Origin of the sequence: Methylobacterium sp. 174MFSha1.1 (genome assembly GCF_900116815.1) — a bacterium.
Lineage (GTDB): Bacteria > Pseudomonadota > Alphaproteobacteria > Rhizobiales > Beijerinckiaceae > Methylobacterium.
On the sequence record NZ_FPCB01000020.1, the window covers coordinates 119313 to 139160 of the forward strand.

Here is a 19848-nt window from a genome sequence, read left to right on the forward strand (position 1 = left end):
GAGGGGCCGTCGAAGGTAGACGGCCCAACCGTCGAGCCAAGTGTATTGCTACCGCAGCGTGCTCATGGCTGAGACAAGTCGATCGATCTCATCTTCAGTGTTGTAGTAGTGTGGAGATGCCCGCACGAGCGACGGAAGCCTCCGAGCTTCGGCGTCCAGGAGAGTGCTGGAGGGGTTGGAAACACTCACATTTATGCCCGAGAGGGCGAGCTCCGCTTTGACACTGTCCGCGTCGCGGTTCTCATGTGAGAACGCCACGATGGCAGCCGGATCGCGTCCCAGGTCGTAGACCATGACACCAGAAATGGCTTTCAGGCCGTCGCGCAGTCTCGTTGACAGGTCGCGGCAGCGCGCCTCGATCACATCGAGACCGACCTCCAGGGCGTAGTCCACGGCACGGCCGAGCCCGAGCCGGGCAGCGTAGTTGTTTTCCCACGTCTCGAAGCGTCGCGCGTCAGGTCGCAGTTCGTAGCGGTCCGGAGCAATCAAGGGCGCCGCGAAATGGTCGAGCATCGGCGGTTCCAGGTTCCGCATCAGCTCACGCCGGACGTAGAGGAATCCCGTACCGCGCGGGCCACGCAGGAATTTGCGGCCCGTCGCGGCCAGCACGTCGCATCCGAGTTCATCGACCCGCGTCGGCATTTGTCCGACAGCCTGGCAGGCATCGAGCAGATAGGTCACGCCGTGCCGGCGCGCGATCCGTCCGACCGCCGCCGCGGGATTGCGCAGGCCGCCGTTCGTCGGCACCCAGGTGATCGCGATGAGCTTGACGCGCCCGTCGATCATGCGTTCGAGGGCTTCGGGGTCGAGCACGCCGTCTCCGTCATCTGGGACGACCTCGATGACCGCCCCGGTTCGCTTCGCGACCTGAAGGAACGCGACGTAGTTCGCGGCGTATTCCGCCCGGGCGGTCAGGATCCGGTCGCCCGGCCGGAAGGCCATGGCGTAGAAGGCGAGCTGCCAGGCGACCGTCGCATTCTCGGCGAGCGCGATCTCGTCGCGCTCCGCCCCGAGCAATCGCGCCACGCTGTCGTAAACGCCATCGAGCTGGGGGGCCGCCTCCCCGGCCGCCTCGTATCCCCCGATCTCGGCTTCGCGGGTGAGATGGCCGACCATGGCGTCGAGCACAGGCTGCGGCATCAGCCCGGCACCAGCATTGTTGAGATGGATGCGGTGGGCAACGCCCGGTGTCTCGGACCTGAGCTTCTCGACCGCGATGGCCATGTCTCTCGCCTTACCTATCCCGCGAACCGGCCATCAACGGACGTCGCGTCGACGGCAACCATATTCGAAGGGATTGTCAGGCGTGACGCCATTCAGCCTCGCCCATGGTCAAGCTGATCGGGTTTAACCCTAGCGTGCCGCCGGCGCGAACAACCCGAGGAACAACGGCCTCGCATAGAGATCCGCCGCATTGTCCGGCGTCACTCCCGGCACCCAGGCCGGCAGCTCGGCCGCCGCGTTGACCATGCTGGAGACGAGCTGGGCGGCGATGCCGGCATCGTGCGGGCGCACCGAGCCGTCGGCCATGCCGTCGACGAGGCAGAAGCCGAAGCGCTCGGTCAGGCGGTTCATGGTGCGCCTCGTCTCGGTGCGCAGGGCCTCCGGCAGGGCGCTGAAGGCGGTGACGCGCAGCAAGGGTCCCCCGGGACCGAGCTGGCTGCGCACCAGCGTCGCGGACGCGGTGCAGATCCGGTCCCAGCCGCTGCCGCCCTTCGCGTCGGCCGCGTCCTGCACCGCCCGGATCTGCGCGAAGCTGCGGGCGAAGCAATTGGCGACGAGGTCGTCCTTGTTGTCGTTGTGGTGATAGAACGAGCCCTTGGTGACCTTGAGGAGACCCGAGATCTTCTCCACCGAGGCGCCGCGATAGCCCTGCTGGTTGATGAGGATCGTGGCGGCGCGCAAAAAGGCCTCCGGCGAGACCTCGCTCTCCTCCGGCGGCGCCTGCTCGGGCAGGAGGGCGGGGTGCCAGCTCGAGCCCGGAGCGGCGAGGCCGCGCGTGAGGAGGTCGGTCATCCGGGCGCCGGCCCGGGCATAGTCCCGCGGCTCGTAGCGGTGGATCCACAGCCGGGTCGAGTGGATCACCGAGAGCAGCAGGTGGGTGCGGGCGTTGCGGTCCGGCCGGTCGAGGCCGTCCTCGTCGAACAGGCCGCGCAGGCGGCGAAACAGCGCGTTGTAGGCCGAGAACACGCTCTCGGCCTGCGGGGCGGGCAGCGCCCGCACGTCGTGGAGCACCGCGAGGTCCGGCTCCTCGCCCGCCGCCATCGCGGCCCGGTGGGCGACGACGAGGTCGAGGAGGAGGGCGAGTCGCGCCGGCCCGTCGGGCGCCGCCTCGGCCCGGGCCACCAGCCCGTCGAGCACCCCGATCGTGTGCAGGAAGCAGGCCGCCGCCAGGTCCTCCTTGCGGCGGTAATAGTAGGTCACGCTGTTCGTCATCAGCCCGACGCTGCGGGCGACGTCGGCGAGCGTCGTGCCCTTCACGCCGGCCTCGTTGATCAGGGCGGCGGCGGCGTGGAGGATCGCGTCGCGCTTCTGGGCGTAGCGTCGGGTCTGGCGCGGCGCCGCGTCGGGAACGGGCGCGGTCTCGGGATCGAGGCTGCGGGGCATGGGAGGATTGAGCACTGTCGCGGCCGCCCTGGCAAGCCGGTGATTTGACGGGGCTCCTCTCAGGCGCCCGTGCCGTAATGCGCCCGGTACCAGGCGACGAAGGCCGGGATGCCGGTGTCGAGCGGCGTCGCCGGCACGTAGCCGACGAGGTCGCGCAGGAGGTCGGGGCTCGCTTCCGTCCGCTCGACGTCGCCGGGTGGCAGGTCGCGCAGGTGGCGCTGGGCCGTCCGGCCGAGGGCCTGCTCCAGGGCGTCGATCATCGCCGCGACGCTCACCGGCCGCCCGCCGCCGATATTGACCATCCGGTAGGGCGCGACCGGGCTCAAGGTGTCGGCCGCGGAGACCGGGGCGGCGCCGGGCAGGGGAGGGGGGGCGTCGATCAGCCGGGTGATGCTCTCGACGAGGTCGTCGATATAGGTGAAGTCCCGCACCGCCCTGCCGTGGTCGTAGACCTCGATCGGCTCGCCGGCCAGGATTTTTCGGGTGAACAGGAACAGCGCCATGTCGGGCCGGCCCCACGGCCCGTAGACGGTGAAGAACCGGAACGCGGTGGTGGGGATCTTCCAGAGGTGGGCGTAGGAATGCGCCATCGCCTCGCCGGCGAGCTTCGAGGCGGCGTAGATGGTGAGCGGCGACACCGCCCGGTCGGTCTCGCGGAACGGCACCGCCTTGTTGCCGCCATAGGCCGAGGAGGTCGAGGCGAAGAGCAGGTGGCACACCGGATGCGCCCGGCAGCCCTCCAGCACCTGGAAGGTCCCCACCATGTTGCTCGAGACGTAGGCCTCCGGGTGCTCCAGGCTGTAGCGCACCCCGGCTTGCGCGGCGAGATGCACAACCACCTCCGGCCGCGCCTCGGCCATCAGCGCCATGAAGGCGCCGGGCTCCTCCAGCATGAAGGCGTGGGACGAGAAGCCGGGCAGGGCGGCGAGGTGTGCCACCCGCGCCTGCTTGAGGGCGACGTCGTAGTAGTCGGTCAGCCCATCGACCCCCACGACCTCGTGGCCGGCCCGCAGCAGCCGGCGGGCGAGATGGAAGCCGATGAAGCCGGCCGTGCCTGTCACGAGGAAGCGCATGGCGGGTCCCTGGCGCGGGCCGGAAGGCGCCCGTCCTTGGCGGTTACACCGACGTGGGGACGGTTGCCAGTCCGTCGAGGTCCCGCGGCCTCTCTCTCGATCTTGCCGCAGCGTCAGGCGGTGTGCGAGAAAGCGTTACGAACAGCAAGGGGCGGGCCCTTGCGGATCCGCCCCCGCTGTTCGGTAGGTCCAAGCTCGTCCCGGGGGGTGTGCACCGAAGGCGCAGTGACCGGTTCCCCAGGCTCACACCTCCGATTTAATGCGAGGCCGGGCTGTATGCAAGATGAGCTTTGGAAAGACCTGCGCCTTCGAGACCAATGCATCCGCTCGTTAAGCCAGCCGCGATTCGCTCGTTACCTGACCGCGACCGGCCGCGACACCATTCGGGCACTCAAGCTCTATAGCTGGAAATCGCAGCTGTCGAAAGAGCTCTACATTTACCTCCAGGCCTGGGAGATTTGCCTGCGGAACAAGTTGAACGATTTCCTGGTCCATCGATACGGCAGATCCTGGCCTTACGACACGACCGGTCTCGAGCGGCAATTGACCGGTCTCGACAAGGAGCGGCTCTCGCAGGCCAGGCAGCGACAGGAACGGATCCGAGGCATCGCGCCTGCCTCGCTGCCCGCCATCGTCTCGGATCTCTCGGCAGGGTTCTGGGTGTCGCAGCTCTCGAAGCGATACGACATCGCCCACGTCTGGCGGAGGAACCTCATACAGGTCTTTCCCCACGATCGCGTCCTCGATCGCCCGGCGGCCTGGGGGATCTGCGACGAGATGCTCTCGTTGCGCAACCGGATCGCCCATCACGAGCCGATCTTCCATCTCCCGCTCGAGCAGCGCTATCGCGACCTCCAGCGCATCGTCGCCGCGATGTGCCCGGGCATTCACGCCTTCGCCGAGGCGTCGAGCAGCTTCAGGCCGGTGTGGCACGCACGACCCTGATCGAACTCCGCCCTCAGAACACGTGCCGCAACCCCCAGTACAGCACCCCCGCCAGCGTGATCGCCGCCGGCAGGGTCAGGATCCAGGCGAGCGCCAGGTTGCGCACCGTCGCCATCTGGAGCCCGGTGCCGTTGGCCCACATCGTGCCGGCGACGCCGCTCGACAGGATGTGGGTGGTCGAGACCGGCATGCCGTAGGCCTCGGCGAGCCCGATCGTGCCGGCGGCGACCGCCTCGGCGGAAGCGCCCTGCGCGTAGGTCAGGTGCTGCTTGCCGATGCGCTCGCCGACCGTGACGACGATCCGCTTCCAGCCCACCATCGTGCCGAGGCCGAGCGCCAGGGCGACCACGACCTTGACCCAGGTCGGGATATAGCGGGTGCCGTCGTCGAGGGTGCGCTGGTAGTCCTTGAGGGTCTTCTTCTCGCTGTCGGAGAAGGGCGAGTGCTCGCCGGTGAGGAGCCGCACCGCGTCGCCGGCGAGATACATGTCGTTGCGCAGGTTCTGGGTCGCCGCCGCCGGCACGTGCCGGATGGCGCCGTAGTTCTTCACCTCCGTGGCGATGTCGTCGGCGAGGCCGGCCAAAGCCGCGAGGCTGTCGGGCGCCGCGAGAGCCTGAGGCACCGCCTTCGCCTTCAGGGCCTCCCCGATCCGGGCCCGGGCGCCTGCGGCGTCGGGCACCGCGGCGGAGGCGGCGTGGTCGCGAAACACCCGGCTCGCCGCTTGCGAGCCCTCCACGAAGGCGGGGGTGCTCGAATCCGGCATGGTGCGGTTGAGCGCGTAGGCCGTCGGCGCCGCGCCGATCAGGATCAGCATGATCAGCCCCATGCCCTTCTGGCCGTCGTTGCCGCCATGGGCGAAGGACACGCCGGTGCAGGTCAGGATCAGGAGGCCGCGGATCCAGAGCGGCGGCGGCGCCTCGCCCTCGGGGGCGCGGTAGAGGTCGGGCCGGCGCACCAGGCGCTTGAGCGCAAGGAGCAGGAGGGCGGCGCAGACGAAGCCGACGAGGGGGCTGAACAGCAGCGATTCGAGCACGGTCAGCGCCTGCCCCCAGGCGACGCCGGAGGCGGCGCGGTCGGGCGCCATCAGCTGGTTGGCGAGGCCGACCCCAATCACCGAGCCGATCAGCGCGTGCGAGGAGGAATTCGGCAGGCCGAGCGCCCAGGTGCCGAGGTTCCACACGATCGCCGCGAGGAGCAGCGCGAAGATCATCGCGTAGCCCGCCCCCGAGCCGACCTGGAGGATCAGTTCCACCGGCAGCAGCGTCACGACGCTGTAGGCCACCGCGCCGCTCGAGGCCATGACGCCCAGGAAGTTGAACGCGCCCGACCAGACCACCGCGACGACGGGCGGCATCGCGTGGGTGTAGATCACCGTCGCCACCGCGTTGGCGGTGTCGTGGAAGCCGTTCACGAACTCGAAGGCCAGCGCGATCACCAGGGCGAGGCCGAGCAGCGCGAAGGCTCCGATGGCGAGCGGCGGCTGGCCGGCCCGGTGCATGTCGGCGACGAGGTTGTAGCCGCCATAGGCGAGGCCCGCCGCCAGCACGGCGAGGAACCCGATTGTCGCCGCAGGATGCAGCCGGTGGTCGAGGCGCGGCCCGGGGCGGGCGTGACCATGCGCCGCGCCGGCGCGATCGGGGGCCAGAGCGGCGTCGGACATGGCAGCCTCGGGGCAAACGCGCGGCGGCAGGGGGTCAGTCAAGGATAGGGCGCGTGGATGGCAAGTCGATGACGCCGCGAGGCCGGGCCGGAGCCGTCGCGGACCCCTCCCGGCTGTCGAAAACCACGCGTAAATGCTTAGGGGGCTTGCGTTCTGCGAGACGCAACCCCAAATTCACACGATCATCGCTGCCCTTGAGCGACGCGTGTGCGCACGGGTCTCTGAGGGAGCGGATCCCCTGGGGTGGAGAATCCGGTGACGGACCTGCCCGCCACGAACCGGCCCGGCGCCCTTCTGGTCGAGGGTGACGGAAGGCCAGCGAGTCAGTACCCGATGAACCAGCTCGTGCGCATGTCGCATATCGTGACCGCAGACACCGTCGAGGAGCCCTCTCCGAGCCTCCGGGTTCCGTTCGCCCAGTCGGGCGCCTTCGTGTGCAAGTTCATCATCGGCGAACCGAACGACCGTGCGGTCTGCTGCGGTGCGCCGGTGCAGGACGGCAAGAGCTGGTGCGCCTTCCACCGCCGGATCGTCTTCGAGCCGACCCGGCCGGGGCGGCTGCGATAGCAGAGCCCGGCCGGGACCGCTACCCCGTCCCGCGCCGTTTTCGGCCCTTCTCCTCGTCTCACGTCGTACTCAGGCGGCCCGGCCGTAGATCGGGAAGGCTTCCTGCCGGCCGCGCAGGGGCTGGCGGCTGACCTCGTGCCACTCCGTCCCGGAGGTCCGGCTCGCGTCGAGCGCGGCCTGCGAGACGAGCGTGGTGGTCCCGAAGGTCTTGGTCGCCTGTTCGAGCCGGGCCGCGACGTTGACCGCGTCGCCGAGCACGGTGAATTCGAGCCGGTCGTCGTCGCCGACCACGCCGACGAACACCTCGCCGCAATGCACCCCGATGCCGATGCGCACCGGGGGCTCGCCCGACGCCGCGTTCCACTCGGCCACCAGGACCTCCAGCCGTCCCGCGAAGGCGAGGGCCTGGGCGGCGGCGTCTTCCCGCGTCTCCGGCACGCCGAACACCACGAGTGCGCCGTCGCCCATGAACTTGTCGATTACGCCGCCGGTCTCGCGGGCGGCCTGGGCGACGCAGCGGCGGAACCCCGTGACCAGGATCGCCACCGTCTCGGGATCGGCCCGCTCGGCGATGGTGGTGGAGCCGCGCATGTCGACGAAGGCGATGGCCGCGTGCCGCCGCTCGCCGAGCCGCAGGCCGCCGCCCCGCTCCATGCTGCCGCCGCGCTCCAGGAGCGGCGCCAGCTCGGCGGGCAGGAAGCGCGACAGGGCGGCCCGCCGCGCCGCCTCGCGCAGGGCCAGGACCGCGAGCAGCGCCATGATGCCGACCGATACGACGCTGCCGATCCCGACCATCGCCTCGATCCGGTGGGCGTGCTGCTGGTAGCCGACCAGCAGGTCGTCCTCCTGGGCGCGCATCGTCTCGATGATCCGTCGGATCTCGTCCATCTCCGCCTTGCCCTCGCCGGCCCGCACCAGGGCCAGCGCCCCGTCGCGGTCGCCGGCGCGGTCGAGGGCGAGCGTCCGGTCGAGCTCGGTGAACTTGCGGGCGATGGCGGGGCGCAACGCGGTCAGGCGGGCCTCCTGGGCCGGGGCGCTGCGCAGCTCGGCTTCCAGCACCGGCAGCTCCGCGGCGATCCGGGCCTGCCCGGCGGTGTAGGGCACCAGGAAGGCCGGATCGCCGGTCAGGAGGTAGCCGCGCTGCCCGGTCTCGCTGTCGAGGAGGTCGGCCAGCACCTGCATCAGGGTCCGGTCGACCGACAGCGTATGGGTGATGCGGTGCTGGACGCTGCTCTGCCAGGCCAGCAGCAGCCCGTTGGCGGAGCCCACCAGCAGCAGCAGGGCCGCCCCCGCGACGGTGAGCCCGGCTCGACCGCGCAAGGGGCGGAGTCGGCTAGGGCCGAGCCGCAAGGGCGCGAACCGCGCGAGGAGAGTCCGGCGGGCCGGTGGGCTTGGCGTCGGGTCTGCGGTCATGTCGGTCCGTCCGGCGCCGGGTGCGGACGGGCCCTCGGCTCCCGGCGATATGGGACGATTCCCGCCGGCGGCCATCGACCGGCCGGCCTACTTCGGGCTGACGCAGGGTTGTCGGGTGGATTGTCCGGGGAGAAGAAATAGCGCGCCTCCCCTCTCCCGTGTGGGAGAGGGGCCGGGGGTGAGGGTGATACACTTCCGTGTGAAACTCTGACCGTCGTGCTGGCAGCTGAACGTTTGGTGCCAGACACAGAACCGTAGCACCCTCACCCCTACCCCTCTCCCAAACGGGAGAGGGGATCCCGCGCTCCATTCTAAAAGGGATTTTCCCGGACAGCCCTGCGCCCGTGGGGAGAGGAGAAACCCGCGCCCTACTTCGTCTCACACAGCCCCAGACCTCACGCCTGTCCCGCCGCCCGGCGCCGGGCCGGCGCGGCGCCGCTCGCCTCCCGCGGCTCCGCCCGGAGCCCGCCCGGCTCGGCGAGGGGCGCCACGATGGTGCAGACCACGCCGTCGCGCGGAAAGCTCAGGCTCACCGTGCCGTCGAGCTCGCGGGCGAGGCTGCGCTCGATCAGGCGGGAGCCGAAGCCGGTGCGGGTCGGCGGGATGACCGACGGCCCGCCGGATTCCTGCCAGCGCAGCGAGAGGCATCCGTCGGCGACCGACCACGACAGCGCGACCTCTCCCGCCGGCACCGAGAGGGCGCCGTACTTGACCGCGTTGGTGGCGAGCTCGTGCAGCGCCATGGCGATCGAGAGGGCGATGCGGGGCGGCAGGCGCAATGCCGGACCGCCGACCGAGAAGCGCGAGGGCGCGCCCGGCCCGTCGAGGGGGGCGAGCGCGTCCTTGACCACCTCGGCCAGCTCCGCTCCCTCCCAGCTCTCGCGGGTGAGCACGTCGTGGACGCGCGCGAGTGCGATCAGCCGTGCCTCGAAGGCGCTCTTGGCGCGCGCCGCCTGCAGCCCGTCGAGGCCGCGCAGGCTCTGCATCGCGATCGACTGCACGGTGGCGAGCGTGTTCTTCACCCGGTGGTTCAGCTCGTGCACCAGCAGGCGCAGGTGCTCCTCGGCCCGCTTGCGCTCGGTTACCTCCTGGTGGATGCCGATCACCCGGCGCGCCCGGCCCCCCGCATCGCGCTGCACGATCGCCTGGGCGCTGACCCAGCGCTGCGAGGACCCGTCCGGCCGGATCCGGAACTCGGTGCGGTACTCGGCCTCGCCGGCGAGCAGGTCGGCGAGCGCCGCCTCGATCCGGGCCCGGTCCTCGGGGTGCACCGTGCGGGTCCAGGCCTCGTGCGACAGGGGGGCGGCTCCGAAAATCTCGGCCGAGCGGGCCGAGAGGCGGTACTGGCCCGACGCGAGGTCGATCTCCCAGGTGCCGAGACGCCCGGCGGCCAGCGCCAGCCGCAGGCGCTCCTCGCCCTCGCGCAAAGCCGTCTCGGCGTCCTTGGCCTCGGTGATGTCGACGTTGCAGCCGGTATAGCCGAGGAAGCGGCCGTGATCGTCGAGGCGGGCGACGCCCTCGCACAGGATCCAGCGCGTCGCCCCGTGCCGGTCGATCACCCGGGTCGCGTGGCGGAACGGCATGCGCCGCGTGAAGGCGCCCTCGAAGGCCGCCTCGAAGGCGGGCAGGTCGTCCGGATGGATGATCTCGCGCCAGCGCCCTTCCGTCAGCGTCTCGGTCGAGCGGCCGAACAGGTAGTCGTAGTGGAGGTTGACGAAGACGACCTCGCCCACCGCGTCGGTCATCCAGATCAGGGCCGGGGCGGAATCGGCCATGTGGCGGAAGCGCGCCTCGCTCTCGCGGAGCGCCGCGAGGCTGCGGCTCTGCTGCGCGAGCGCCTGGTCGCGCTCGGCGATGCGCCGGCGCAGGCTCTGCGAGGCGTCGGCGAGGGTGTCGGCGAGCTGGCGGATCTCGCGGATCGGCGTCGAGACCCGCGGCACCGGCTGGCCGGCGGCGAGCGCCCCGCCGGCCGCCGCGAGCTGGCGCAGGGGCTCGGCGACCCGCGCCCACAGCTTGACCGCGAGCACCGACGACACCGCGAGCGCCAGGAGCCCGAACCCCCCGAAGGCCACGATCCAGTGGCGCAGCGGTGCCTCGACCTGCTGCCGCGGGATGCTGGCGCCGACGGTCCAGCCCGCCGTCTTGGCGGCGGTCTCGACGTAGAGCACCGGCCGCCGGCGCCGGTCGACGCCCTCCCAGATGTCGGCGGCGCCGGTCGGATGGCCGCGCAAGGAGGCCTGCATCGGCTGGCCGGCGAGGCCGGCCTGGTCCTCCGAGCGGGCGAGCAGGAGGCCGTTGCGGTCGATGATCCCGGTGGTCCAGCCCGGCGCGAGATCCTGGACCAGGATCTGGTGCAGACGCTCCACCGGCACCGTGACGCTGAGCACGTAGGCCGGGGTGCCCTCGATCGTCACCGGCACCGCGACGTCGTAGGTCGGCGGCCGCCCGGGCGCGCCGGCGCGGACGCCGCCGATCACCGGGCGCTTCGTCGCCAGCACCGCCTCATCCTCGGGATGCGGGTCCTGCGGCAGCGGCGCGCCGGGGGGCAGGGCGGTGTTGACGAGTTGGCTCCCGTCCCGCCGGCGCAGGGAGAGGTGGAGGCCGGTCGTGTCGGTCACCGCCCGGGCCTGGGTCTCGAAGCCGCCAAGGGGGTCCTGACCGGATCTCGCCTGCTTCAGCCGCGGCGAGGCCGCGAGGGTCTGCAGCACCGAGACCAGCCCGGCGATGTCGCGGTCGATGCTGAGCGCGATGCCGCGCACGCTCTCGCGGGCATCCTGCTGGAAGCGGATCCGCTCCAGCGAGGCGTAGCGGCCGAGCAGCACGGCGGTGAACAGGAGGCCCGGCCCGATCAGGGCGATCGCCAGGGCGACGAGGTAGACCTGCGTCGACAGCCCGTCCCGCCGCAGGGCGTGGAGCCGGCGGCGGATCATGGCGTGGTCCTCCTGACGGTCCTGGTAGCGCGCGGGCGGCGCGGTAGGGTCAAGGCGTCAGGCCCTGTCGATGTGGCCGAGATCGCGGCCGGGCTCGATCCGGTCGCGCACCCGCTGCTTGAGGGTCTTGATGTCGGGAAATCCCCCGTCGCGCTTGCGCTCCCAGATCAGTGCGTCGCCGCAGGTGATCGCGAAGGCGCCGCCGGTCCCGGGGATCAGCGCGACCTCGCCCAGATTGTCGCGGAACGTGGAGAGCAGCTCCTGCGCCATCCAGCCGGCCCGCAGCAGCCAGTTGCACTGGGTGCAGTAGGTGATGGCGATGCGGGGCTTCTCGGCCTCTGGACGGGGGGCTGTGTCGCTCATCTTGAAGGAGACTCCGCCTTCGATCCCCCCGCTTGTCAACCCGGACGGCGTTCCGTCACCCGAGCTGGCGCAGCACCAGGAGGCTCGCGGCGACGCCCGCGATGCCGGCCGCCACCGAGACGCCGACATAGGCCAGGGCCGCCGCGTGCGCGCCGCGCTCCCAGAGCAGGACGGCCTCGAGCGAGAAGGTCGAGAAGGTGGTGAAGCCGCCGAGGATGCCGGTGGTGAGGAACAGCCGCAGGGCCTGCGGCCCGCCGCCCCTTGCGGCGAACCAGCCGGTGAGCACTCCCATCAGGATCGAGCCGGCGATGTTGATCAGCATGGTGCCGAACGGGAAGCCGCTGCCCGCCCGCGCCGCCCAGAGGTTGACGCCGTGGCGCAACGCCCCGCCGAGGCCGGCGCCGAGAAAGACCACCAGGTAGCTCACCGCCTCGACCTCTCCTTCGATCGCGAGGCTTCTGCCATGGCCCGGTCGTCCGGGCGAGGCCGCCGGCGCAACCGTGGTCCGCGCGCCGGCTACTCGGCCCTTTCCCGGACGACTGCAACGAAGTGGAAGGAGATCCGGGATCCAGGGCAAAAAGCCGCGAAGCGTCCTTGTGTCTGCAACGGTGCATCATGCAGGGCCGCTTCGCGGCACTTCCTGTGCCGGTACCCGGATCTTCTTCCGCTGACGCTCCAGTCGTGCAGGCCCGTTCCGGGCCCGGAAAGGGTCGGGTGTGAACGGGTAGGGGCTTAATCCTCTCACCCCCCGAACCGGTCCCGCCACGCTTCTTGCGCCCCGGCCACCGGCAGGGCGCGCGCGTGGTAGACCCCGAGCGCCACCGCCCGCGCCAGCACCCGCGCCGCCGCGTCCCCTAAGCGCGCCAGATCCCCGACCGGATCGGCGAGCGGCACGGCACCGGTCGCGGCGGCGAAGACGAGGTCGCCGTCGAGGGGGGTGTGGGCCGGCACGATCGCCCGGGCGAGGCCGTCCTGCGCCGTCACGGCGAGGCGGCGGGCTTCGGCCTTGGTCAGGCGGGCGTCGGTCGCGACCACCGCGATCGTCGTGTTGGCGCCCGGCATCGGCTTTGCCGGCCAGGCGAAGGCGTCGGGCGGGATTTTTGGCGCGGGGCCGAGGCCCCCGAACTCGTCGCCGATCTCGAATGGCCCGGCCCAGAAATGCGGGCCGTCCCCGACCGTGACCCGTCCGAGCGCGTTCACCGCCACCAGGGCGGCGACGCGGGCGCCGGTGCCCTCGACCAGGGCCGAGGCGCTGCCGAGGCCGCCCTTGAGGTTGGCGGTCCGGGCACCCAGCCCGGCCCCGACCGAGCCCATCGCCACGGGTCCGGCGCTCGCTGCGACCGCTGCGGCGTAGCCGAGGTCTCGGTAGGGGGAAAAGCGGCCCCACGCCTTGTCGCCGCCGTTGAGGAGGTCGAACAGGATCGCCGCCGGCACGATCGGCACCCGGGCGGCCCCGACCGGGAAGCCGCGCCCGGTCTCGGCGAGCCTGGCGACGACGCCCGTGGCGGCGTCCAGCCCGAAGACGGAGCCGCCGGACAACACGAGGGCGTCGACCCCCGCCACCGTGCGCTCGGGATCGAGGAGGTCGGTCTCCCGCGTGCCCGGCCCGCCGCCGCGGATGTCGACCGCCGCCACCGTCGGCGCATCGAAGACGATCGCTGTGGTGCCCGAGAGAGCGCGGGCGTCCTCGGCGTGGCCGACGCGGATGCCGGGGATGTCGGTGAGGCTCCCGCTCATCGCGATTCGGCCCGGCGCATCAGGTCGGCCACCGCCGCCTCCTCGGCGGCCGAGAGGGCCTTGGGCTGGGACGCCTTCCGCCGGCGGGAGGTCGCGAAGAGGGCGAGGCCGCCGAGGCCGACCACCAGCACCGGGGTCAGCCAGAGGAACGCGGTGTGCCAGGCGACGACCGGGCGCAGCAGCACGAACTCGCCGTAGCGCTGGACCACGTAGCGCAGCACCGAGTCGTCGTCGTCGCCCTGGCGCAGGCGCTCGCGCACGATCAGCCGCAGGTCGCGGGCGAGCGGCGCGTCGGAATCGTCGATCGACTGGTTCTGGCAGACGAGGCAGCGCAGGCCCGACGAGATCGCCCGGGCCCGCTTCTCCAGGGTCGGATCCTTCATCACCTCCTCGGGCTGCACGGCGCCGGCGGCGACGGGCATGAGGAGGGCCAGGGCGAGCAGGGCTGAACGGAGGGCACGCATCGGGGTGACTGACCTGTCCTACTCTGCGGGGACCGAGTGGGGCGGCACCGGGCCGGCCGCGTCGCGGACCGCCGGCCGCAGGGCCGGGGCGCCGACGCGGAAGCGCCGGTCGGTGAGGGAGAGGCCGCCGCCGAGCGCCATCACCACGGCGCCGAGCCAGATCAGCAGCACCAGGGGCTTGTAGTACAGGCGGATGCCGACGCTGCCGTCGGTCCCGGTCTCGCCGACGCTGGCATAGACCTGGCTCACCCCGAGGGTGAGCAGGCCCGCCTCGCTCACCGACATGTTGCGCGAGGCGTAGAAGCGCTTGCCCGGCTCGATCACCCCGACCGGAACCCCGCCCTCGCGGATGGTCAGGTGGGCCACGGTCTCGGTGTAGTTCGGCCCGGTGCGGGGCAGGACGCCCTCCAGAGCCGCGACGTAGGGGCCGGCATGCAACTCGCCGCCGCGCTTCACGGTCGCGAGGGATTCGACGCTCCAGGCCTGGGCGGCGATGCCGATCACCGTGACGCCGACGCCGGCATGCGCCAGCGCCGTGCCCCAGGCCGAGCGCGGCAGGCCGGCGGCGCGGCGCAGCGACAGGCCGAGGGTCTTGCCCTTGGCCCGGGTGACGATCTCGAGGGCGGCGCCCAGGATCAGGTAGGCGCCGAGCCCGATGCCGAGCGGCGCCCCCACCGGCCCGCCCCAGGTGACCGCGATCGCCAGAAGCGCCACGGCGAGCGCGAGCGCGAAGCCGACGAACAGCCGCTGGCTCGCCGCCGCGAGGTCGCCGCGCTTCCAGGCCAGCGTCTGGCCGAACGGCACCACGAGGAGCAGCGGCACCGCGAGCGGCAGGAAGGTCAGGTTGAAGAAGGGCGGCCCGACCGAGATCTTCTCGCCCGTGAGCGACTCGAGGACGAGCGGATAGAGCGTGCCGACGAGCACCGTGGCGCAGGCCGCCGACAGGAAGAGGTTGTTCATCACCAGCGCGCCCTCGCGCGAGATCGGCGCGAACAGGCCGCCCTGGCGTAGGGTGGGCGCGCGCCAGGCGTAGAGCGCCAGCGAGCCGCCGATGAACAGGACCAGGATGCCGAGGATGAAGGTGCCGCGGGTCGGGTCGGTGGCGAAGGTGTGGACCGAGGTGAGGACCCCTGAGCGCACCAGGAAGGTGCCGAGCAGCGACAGCGAGAAGGTCAGGATGGCGAGCAAGACCGTCCAGACCTTGAGCGCGTCGCGCTTCTCCATGACGACGGTGGAGTGGACGAGCGCCGTGCCGGCGAGCCAGGGCATCAGCGAGGCGTTCTCGACCGGGTCCCAGAACCACCAGCCGCCCCAGCCGAGCTCGTAATAGGCCCAGTACGACCCCATGGCGATGCCGACGGTGAGGAAGCACCAGGCCGCCAGCGTCCAGGGCCGCACGGCGCGGGCCCAGGCGGCGTCGATCCGGCCCTCGATCAGGGCCGCGATGGCGAAGGCGAAGGTGATCGAGAAGCCGACATAGCCGAGATAGAGCAGCGGCGGATGGATCGCGAGGCCGGGATCTTGGAGCAGCGGGTTGAGGTCGCGCCCCTCGACCGGGGCCGGGTTGAGCCGGGCGAAGGGGTTCGAGGTGACGAGGATGAAGAGCAGGAACACCGCGGTGATCGCGGCCTGCACGCCGAGCGTGTTGGCGCGCAGGGTCGGCGGCACGGCATTGCGGGCGAGCGCCACCACGGCGCCGAACAGCGCCAGGATCAGCACCCAGAGCAGCATCGAGCCCTCGTGGTTCCCCCAGACGCCGGAGATCTTGTAGATCAGCGGCTTCATCGAGTGCGAGTTCTCGACGACGTTCTGGACCGAGAAGTCCGAGGTGACGTGCGCGTAGGTCAGTGCCGCGAACGCGAAGGCGATGCACGCGAAGGTGGCGAGCGCCGCCGGCACCGCGACGCTGCGCAGGACCGGGTCGCCGGTGCGGCTCGCCCAGACCGGCATCACCATCTGCGTCAGGGACAGGGCGAGCGCCAGGGCGAGGGCGTAGTGACCAACCTCGATCAGCACCAGGGCGACCTTTCGGTGAGCGTGAAGTCCATCGGGACGGGAGATCGGTCGACGGCTCTCCCGCCCGGCGTCCTGCCGCGGCGGATCGCGGACGTCACCTTAGTCCGCTTCGTGCCGAGCGCCGCCAAGACCTTCCGCCGCACGGGGAGGAACTATTGGACGGCGGTGCGGGAGACGGGCTCGGCCTGCGCTTGACCCGGCTTGCCGGTGCCTTCCTGCCAGCGCCCCTGCGCCTTGAGGGCGTCGGCGACCTCGCGGGGCATGTAGGTCTCGTCGTGCTTGGCGAGCACCGTGTCGGCGCGGAAGATCCCGTCGGGCTCCAGCACGCCCTCGGTCACCACGCCCTGGCCCTCGCGGAAGAGGTCGGGCAGCAGGCCGCGGTAGCGCACCTGCACGGTCGAGCCGGTATCGGTGACGGCGAACGCCACCTTGCCGTCGGCCTCGCGCTTGAGCGAGCCGGCCTCGACCAGCCCGCCGAGGCGGAAGCGGGTGCCCGGTGCGACCTTCTGGCCCGCCACCTCGGTGGGCGAGCGGAAGAACACGATCGTGTCGCGCATCGCCGAGAGGACGAGCCCGAGGGCCACCGCCAGCACGGCGCCGCAGACGAGGATGAGGACGGAACGGCGGCGCCGGCGCGTCATGATGCGGAGCTCAGGCGGGGCGGCGGGGGAGGGGGGTGGCGAGGGTCATGCGCGGCGTCTCCCGGGGGCGGCCGGCACGGGGCCGGCTCTGTTGGTTGTCGGTGTATAGCAGAGCTTGCGCGGCGGTGCCGAGAACCGCGAGGGCCTGAACCCTCCCCCCTCTGCGGGGGAGGGTGCCCGGCGGAGCCGGGCGGGAGAGGGGAACCACGCTTCCGGATAGACCTGAACCGTTGGGAAGAGCGCGAACTGGATCAGCGTCGCGCTCCCCTCTCCCGGCCTGCTCCGCAGGCCACCCTCCCCCGCGGAGGGGGGAGGGGTCGGGCGTCGCGATCGTCACGGCGCCGCCTTTGCCGTGACGACTCCCATCTCCCGGGCGGCCTCCTCCACCGGCGCGAGCCTGGCCGGATCGTTCCCGAGCGCGGTCCGCGCCTGCGCCAGGATCTCCTCCGCCTTCGACCGCTCGCCCAGCACCCCGTAGGAGCGCACCAGCCGGGCCCATTCCTCCGGCGTCCCGCCCTTCTCGGCGAGGCGCTGGGCCAGCCCCTCGACCATGCCGCGGACCATCCCGCGCTGCTCCTCGCTCATGCCCGGACCCGCGGCGGGCTTGGGCGCGGGAGACGGCGCGGTGCCGTCGAGGCGGGCGAGGCTGTCGCGCACCATCGGCAGCCAGGGCGCCTCGGGCGGCGCTCCCGCCGCGAGCGCGGCGTAGCGGGTGCGGGCCTGGGCACGGTCGCCGTCCTGCTCGGCGGCGCGGGCGAGGTAGAATTGCGGCTTGACCGCGTTGGGATCCTGCCTGAGCGCCCGCTCGAAGGCGTCGCGGGCCCGCGACGAGACCACCCCGTCGCCCGTCGCCACCAGGGCCTCGCCGTAATCGGCGAGCCGGGTCGCATCCTCGCCGAGCAGCCTGAGCGAATTCTCGTAGGCCTTGATCGCGTCCTCCCCGCGGCCGACGCGCAGGTAGACCGGCGCCAGCACCGCCCAGCCGCGGCCGTCCTCCGGCGCCTTGGCGAGGTGGGCCTCGATCTGCGCCACCGCCGCCGCGAGGTCGTTGCCGGCTGCCCGCGCATGGGCCAGGCGCTCGGCCTGGGGCTGGGCCGGCAGGTCCGGCGAGCCGTACATGCCGTAGACGAGGAGAGCCACCAGCGGCACCGTCGAGAGGGCGAAGGCGGAGGCCGCGCGGCGCCGGCGCAGGGCCGGCTCGCCGACCGCCCCGGCGGTGCGGCCGGGCTCGCGGCTCGCCCGCAGCAGGCGGCGCGCCGCCTCCGCCCGGGCGGCCTCCGCCTCCGGCTCGGCGAGCAGCCCGCGGGCGGCGTCGCGGTCGATCTCCCGCAACTGGTCGCGGTAGAAGCCGGTCTCGGTGGCGATGCGCGCTTCGCCCTCCGGTACGGCCGCGAGCGCGAGGCGGCGCGACATCGGCCAGAGCAGGGCGAGCACCGCCAGGCCGGTCATGAGCGCGAAGATGAACCAGATCGCCGTCATGCCACTTCTGTATCCCCCGGGCCCGGGAGACACGATTCTGGCCCGTGGCGACACGGTGTCACGTACGGACAATCCCCGAAGGAATGACCTTTCGGGCCATGGGGGTCCAAGGCCCCCGCCTCAGCGCGGCGCCACCGGCCAGAACAGGCTGATCAGCAGCGTGCCGACCACGACCACCATGAGCGAGAGCGGCAGGCCGAGGCGGGCATAGTCGCCGAAGCGATAGCCGCCCGGGCCCATCACCAGGGTGTTGCACTGGTGGCCGATCGGGGTGAGGAAGTCGCAGGCCGCTCCCACCGACACCGCCATCAGGAACGGGTCCGGGTTGAGCCCGAGCTTCTGGGCGAGGCTGGCGCCGATCGGCCCCATCACCAGCACCGTCGCGGCGTTGTTGAGGAACGGCGTCACCGCCATCGCGGCGATCAGCAGGAGGCCGATCGCCAGCATCGGCGGGACGCTGTGCATCAGGCTCGACAGGTTGCTGGCGATGAGGTCGGTGCCGCCGGTCGCCCGCACCGCGTCGCTCACCGGGATCAGGGCGCCGAGCAGCACGATCACCGGCCACTCGATCGTCTCGTAGGCCTCGTGCATGGTCATGACGCGCAAAAGCAGCAGCAGCACCGCCGCGCCGAAGAACGCCATCGCCACCGGCACGAGATGGAGCGCCACCAGCGCCATCGCCCCGGCCAGCACCGCGATCGGGATGTAGCTGCGGCGGCTGTGGCCGAGCGCGAGCTTGCGCTCGGCGAGCGGCAGCAGGCCAAATTCCGTGAGCACCTCGGCCAGCCGCTCGGGGGCCGAGCGCAGCACCACCACGTCGCCGGCGCGCAGGCGCACGCTGCCGATGCGCCGGGTGATCGCCGCGCCGGAGCGGCTCACCGCGAGGAGCGCCGTGCCGTGGCGCCCGGCGAGGTCGACGCCCGCCGCGGTGGTGCCGGCGAGCGCCGAGCCGTCCGGGATCACCGCCTCGATCACCGCGACCTCGCCGGCAGAGCTCTGCGCGCCGACGAGGGTGAGCCTGGCCCGCGCCACCAGGCGCTCCAGGTCCTCCGGTTCGCCGTCGAGGAGCAGGATGTCGTCGGCCTGAAGCCGCCAGTCCGGCCCCGGCACGTAGCGGCGGAAGCGCTCGCGGATGACGGTCGCCACCGTCACGTCGCCGTCGCCGAGCGCCTCCAGCTCGCCCACCGTGGCGCCGACGAGGGGCGAGTCCGCCGAGAGGCAGGCCTCGGTGGTGTAGGCCTCGATCCGGAAGGCGTCGGCCAGCGAGCTCCCGGGGCGCCGGTCCTTCGGCAGCAGCCGGTAGCCCAACGACAGGAAGGCGAGGCCCGCCACCGCGAGGCCGAGGCCCACGGGCGTGAAGTCGAACATCCCGAAGGGCTCGCCGACCACGTCGGCCCGCACCTTGGCGACGATGATGTTGTTCGACGAGCCGACGAGCGTCACGAGGCCGCCGATCAGCGAGGCGAAGGACATCGGCATCAGGAGCTGCGAGGCCGACGTGCCGGTCTTGCGGCCGAGCTGGATCGCCACCGGCATCAGGATCGCGAGCGCCCCGATGTTCTTGGTGACGACCGAGAGGCCCATCACCGCGCCGGCGAGCGCCGGCACCTGCTGGCGGGGCTTGCGCAGGTAGGGCAGGAACGGACGCATCGCGCTCTCGATCACGCCGGAGCGGGAGACGGCGGACGAGATCACCAGCGCGCTCATCACGATGATCACCACGTCGTCGGCGAAGCCGTCGAACGCCTTCGACGCCGGCACCAGCCCGAGCGCGACGCCGGCGACGAGGGAGAGGAGCGCCACGAGGTCGTAGGGCAGCCGCCCCCAGACGAAGAGCAGGACGGTGACCCCGATGAGGCCGAAGGCGAGGCCCTGGTCGAGGGTCATGCGCGGGGCTTGCGGGCGTGGGGGCGAGTCATGCGCGGCGGCGATCCTGCTGCGGGGTATCGAGCC

The 19848-nt window shown here is 72.0% G+C and carries 16 protein-coding genes; 2 read left to right on the forward strand and 14 right to left on the reverse strand.

Annotation, left to right across the window (positions count from 1 at the left end; all coding sequences use genetic code 11):
• Positions 1-48 precede the first annotated feature (48 nt).
• The 3 genes from BM430_RS18555 to BM430_RS18565 form a co-directional block, all read right to left on the reverse strand.
• A complete protein-coding gene (locus tag BM430_RS18555) occupies positions 49-1224 on the reverse strand; it encodes an aminotransferase class V-fold PLP-dependent enzyme (RefSeq protein ID WP_093568730.1) in 1176 nt (391 codons plus the stop codon).
• A gap of 129 nt (positions 1225-1353) precedes the next feature.
• Complete coding sequence (locus BM430_RS18560; RefSeq protein WP_093568731.1) at positions 1354-2607, reverse strand: TetR/AcrR family transcriptional regulator; 1254 nt, start codon at positions 2605-2607, stop codon at positions 1354-1356.
• A 59-nt stretch (positions 2608-2666) separates the two neighbouring features.
• Positions 2667-3680, reverse strand: a complete 1014-nt coding sequence (locus BM430_RS18565; RefSeq protein ID WP_093568732.1) for an NAD-dependent epimerase/dehydratase family protein — start codon at positions 3678-3680, stop codon at positions 2667-2669.
• 276 nt (positions 3681-3956) lie between these two features.
• On the opposite strand from BM430_RS18565, the gene BM430_RS18570 reads away from it, so the two are divergent.
• Positions 3957-4625 (forward strand): hypothetical protein, encoded by a 669-nt coding sequence (locus BM430_RS18570; protein WP_093568733.1) that lies wholly within the window; start codon positions 3957-3959, stop codon positions 4623-4625.
• Between the two features lie 13 nt (positions 4626-4638).
• Here BM430_RS18570 and BM430_RS18575 read toward each other — a convergent pair whose 3' ends face one another.
• On the reverse strand, positions 4639-6285 hold the full coding sequence (locus BM430_RS18575; RefSeq protein WP_093568734.1) for an inorganic phosphate transporter: 1647 nt from the start codon (positions 6283-6285) through the stop codon (positions 4639-4641).
• 333 nt (positions 6286-6618) lie between these two features.
• Between BM430_RS18575 and BM430_RS18580 the strand changes: the two genes are divergently transcribed.
• Entirely contained in the window at positions 6619-6852 is a 234-nt protein-coding gene (locus BM430_RS18580; protein WP_093568735.1) for a GcrA family cell cycle regulator, read from the forward strand.
• A gap of 69 nt (positions 6853-6921) precedes the next feature.
• Here BM430_RS18580 and BM430_RS18585 read toward each other — a convergent pair whose 3' ends face one another.
• From BM430_RS18585 to BM430_RS18630, 10 genes are all read right to left on the reverse strand, one after another.
• Positions 6922-8172, reverse strand: coding sequence for an adenylate/guanylate cyclase domain-containing protein (locus tag BM430_RS18585; protein ID WP_177303096.1), 1251 nt, complete (start codon positions 8170-8172; stop codon positions 6922-6924).
• 488 nt (positions 8173-8660) lie between these two features.
• Entirely contained in the window at positions 8661-11195 is a 2535-nt protein-coding gene (locus BM430_RS18590) for a sensor histidine kinase (RefSeq protein ID WP_093568737.1), read from the reverse strand.
• A 57-nt stretch (positions 11196-11252) separates the two neighbouring features.
• A complete protein-coding gene (locus BM430_RS18595) occupies positions 11253-11558 on the reverse strand; it encodes an Rdx family protein (RefSeq protein ID WP_093568738.1) in 306 nt (101 codons plus the stop codon).
• A gap of 55 nt (positions 11559-11613) precedes the next feature.
• Complete coding sequence (gene crcB / locus BM430_RS18600; RefSeq protein ID WP_093568739.1) at positions 11614-11985, reverse strand: fluoride efflux transporter CrcB; 372 nt, start codon at positions 11983-11985, stop codon at positions 11614-11616.
• A gap of 314 nt (positions 11986-12299) precedes the next feature.
• Entirely contained in the window at positions 12300-13295 is a 996-nt protein-coding gene (locus BM430_RS18605) for a P1 family peptidase (protein WP_093568740.1), read from the reverse strand.
• On the reverse strand, positions 13292-13759 hold the full coding sequence (locus BM430_RS18610; RefSeq protein WP_093568741.1) for a cytochrome c-type biogenesis protein: 468 nt from the start codon (positions 13757-13759) through the stop codon (positions 13292-13294). Before BM430_RS18610 ends, BM430_RS18605 begins: the two co-directional genes overlap by 4 nt.
• An 18-nt stretch (positions 13760-13777) precedes the next feature.
• Entirely contained in the window at positions 13778-15775 is a 1998-nt protein-coding gene (locus BM430_RS18615) for a heme lyase CcmF/NrfE family subunit (RefSeq protein WP_093568742.1), read from the reverse strand.
• A gap of 152 nt (positions 15776-15927) precedes the next feature.
• Positions 15928-16416: a cytochrome c maturation protein CcmE gene (gene ccmE / locus BM430_RS18620; RefSeq protein WP_093568743.1), complete on the reverse strand. Its 489-nt coding sequence runs from the start codon at positions 16414-16416 to the stop codon at positions 15928-15930.
• Positions 16417-16749: 333 nt separating this feature from the next.
• Positions 16750-17895 (reverse strand): c-type cytochrome biogenesis protein CcmI, encoded by a 1146-nt coding sequence (gene ccmI / locus BM430_RS18625; RefSeq protein ID WP_093568744.1) that lies wholly within the window; start codon positions 17893-17895, stop codon positions 16750-16752.
• A gap of 120 nt (positions 17896-18015) precedes the next feature.
• A complete protein-coding gene (locus tag BM430_RS18630) occupies positions 18016-19782 on the reverse strand; it encodes an SLC13 family permease (RefSeq protein ID WP_093568745.1) in 1767 nt (588 codons plus the stop codon).
• Positions 19783-19848 lie beyond the last annotated feature (66 nt).

What these genes read in the sequence shown, in the direction of transcription:
- BM430_RS18555 (WP_093568730.1), bottom strand. Translation starts at nt 1,224, where the DNA reads ATGGCCATCGCGGTCGAGAAGCTCAGGTCCGAGACACCGGGCGTTGCC.
- BM430_RS18560 (WP_093568731.1), bottom strand. Translation starts at nt 2,607, where the DNA reads ATGCCCCGCAGCCTCGATCCCGAGACCGCGCCCGTTCCCGACGCGGCG.
- BM430_RS18565 (WP_093568732.1), bottom strand. Translation starts at nt 3,680, where the DNA reads ATGCGCTTCCTCGTGACAGGCACGGCCGGCTTCATCGGCTTCCATCTC.
- BM430_RS18570 (WP_093568733.1), top strand. Translation starts at nt 3,957, where the DNA reads ATGCAAGATGAGCTTTGGAAAGACCTGCGCCTTCGAGACCAATGCATC.
- BM430_RS18575 (WP_093568734.1), bottom strand. Translation starts at nt 6,285, where the DNA reads ATGTCCGACGCCGCTCTGGCCCCCGATCGCGCCGGCGCGGCGCATGGT.
- BM430_RS18580 (WP_093568735.1), top strand. Translation starts at nt 6,619, where the DNA reads ATGAACCAGCTCGTGCGCATGTCGCATATCGTGACCGCAGACACCGTC.
- BM430_RS18590 (WP_093568737.1), bottom strand. Translation starts at nt 11,195, where the DNA reads ATGATCCGCCGCCGGCTCCACGCCCTGCGGCGGGACGGGCTGTCGACG.
- BM430_RS18595 (WP_093568738.1), bottom strand. Translation starts at nt 11,558, where the DNA reads ATGAGCGACACAGCCCCCCGTCCAGAGGCCGAGAAGCCCCGCATCGCC.
- BM430_RS18605 (WP_093568740.1), bottom strand. Translation starts at nt 13,295, where the DNA reads ATGAGCGGGAGCCTCACCGACATCCCCGGCATCCGCGTCGGCCACGCC.
- BM430_RS18610 (WP_093568741.1), bottom strand. Translation starts at nt 13,759, where the DNA reads ATGCGTGCCCTCCGTTCAGCCCTGCTCGCCCTGGCCCTCCTCATGCCC.
- ccmE (WP_093568743.1), bottom strand. Translation starts at nt 16,416, where the DNA reads ATGACGCGCCGGCGCCGCCGTTCCGTCCTCATCCTCGTCTGCGGCGCC.
- ccmI (WP_093568744.1), bottom strand. Translation starts at nt 17,895, where the DNA reads ATGACGGCGATCTGGTTCATCTTCGCGCTCATGACCGGCCTGGCGGTG.
- BM430_RS18630 (WP_093568745.1), bottom strand. Translation starts at nt 19,782, where the DNA reads ATGACCCTCGACCAGGGCCTCGCCTTCGGCCTCATCGGGGTCACCGTC.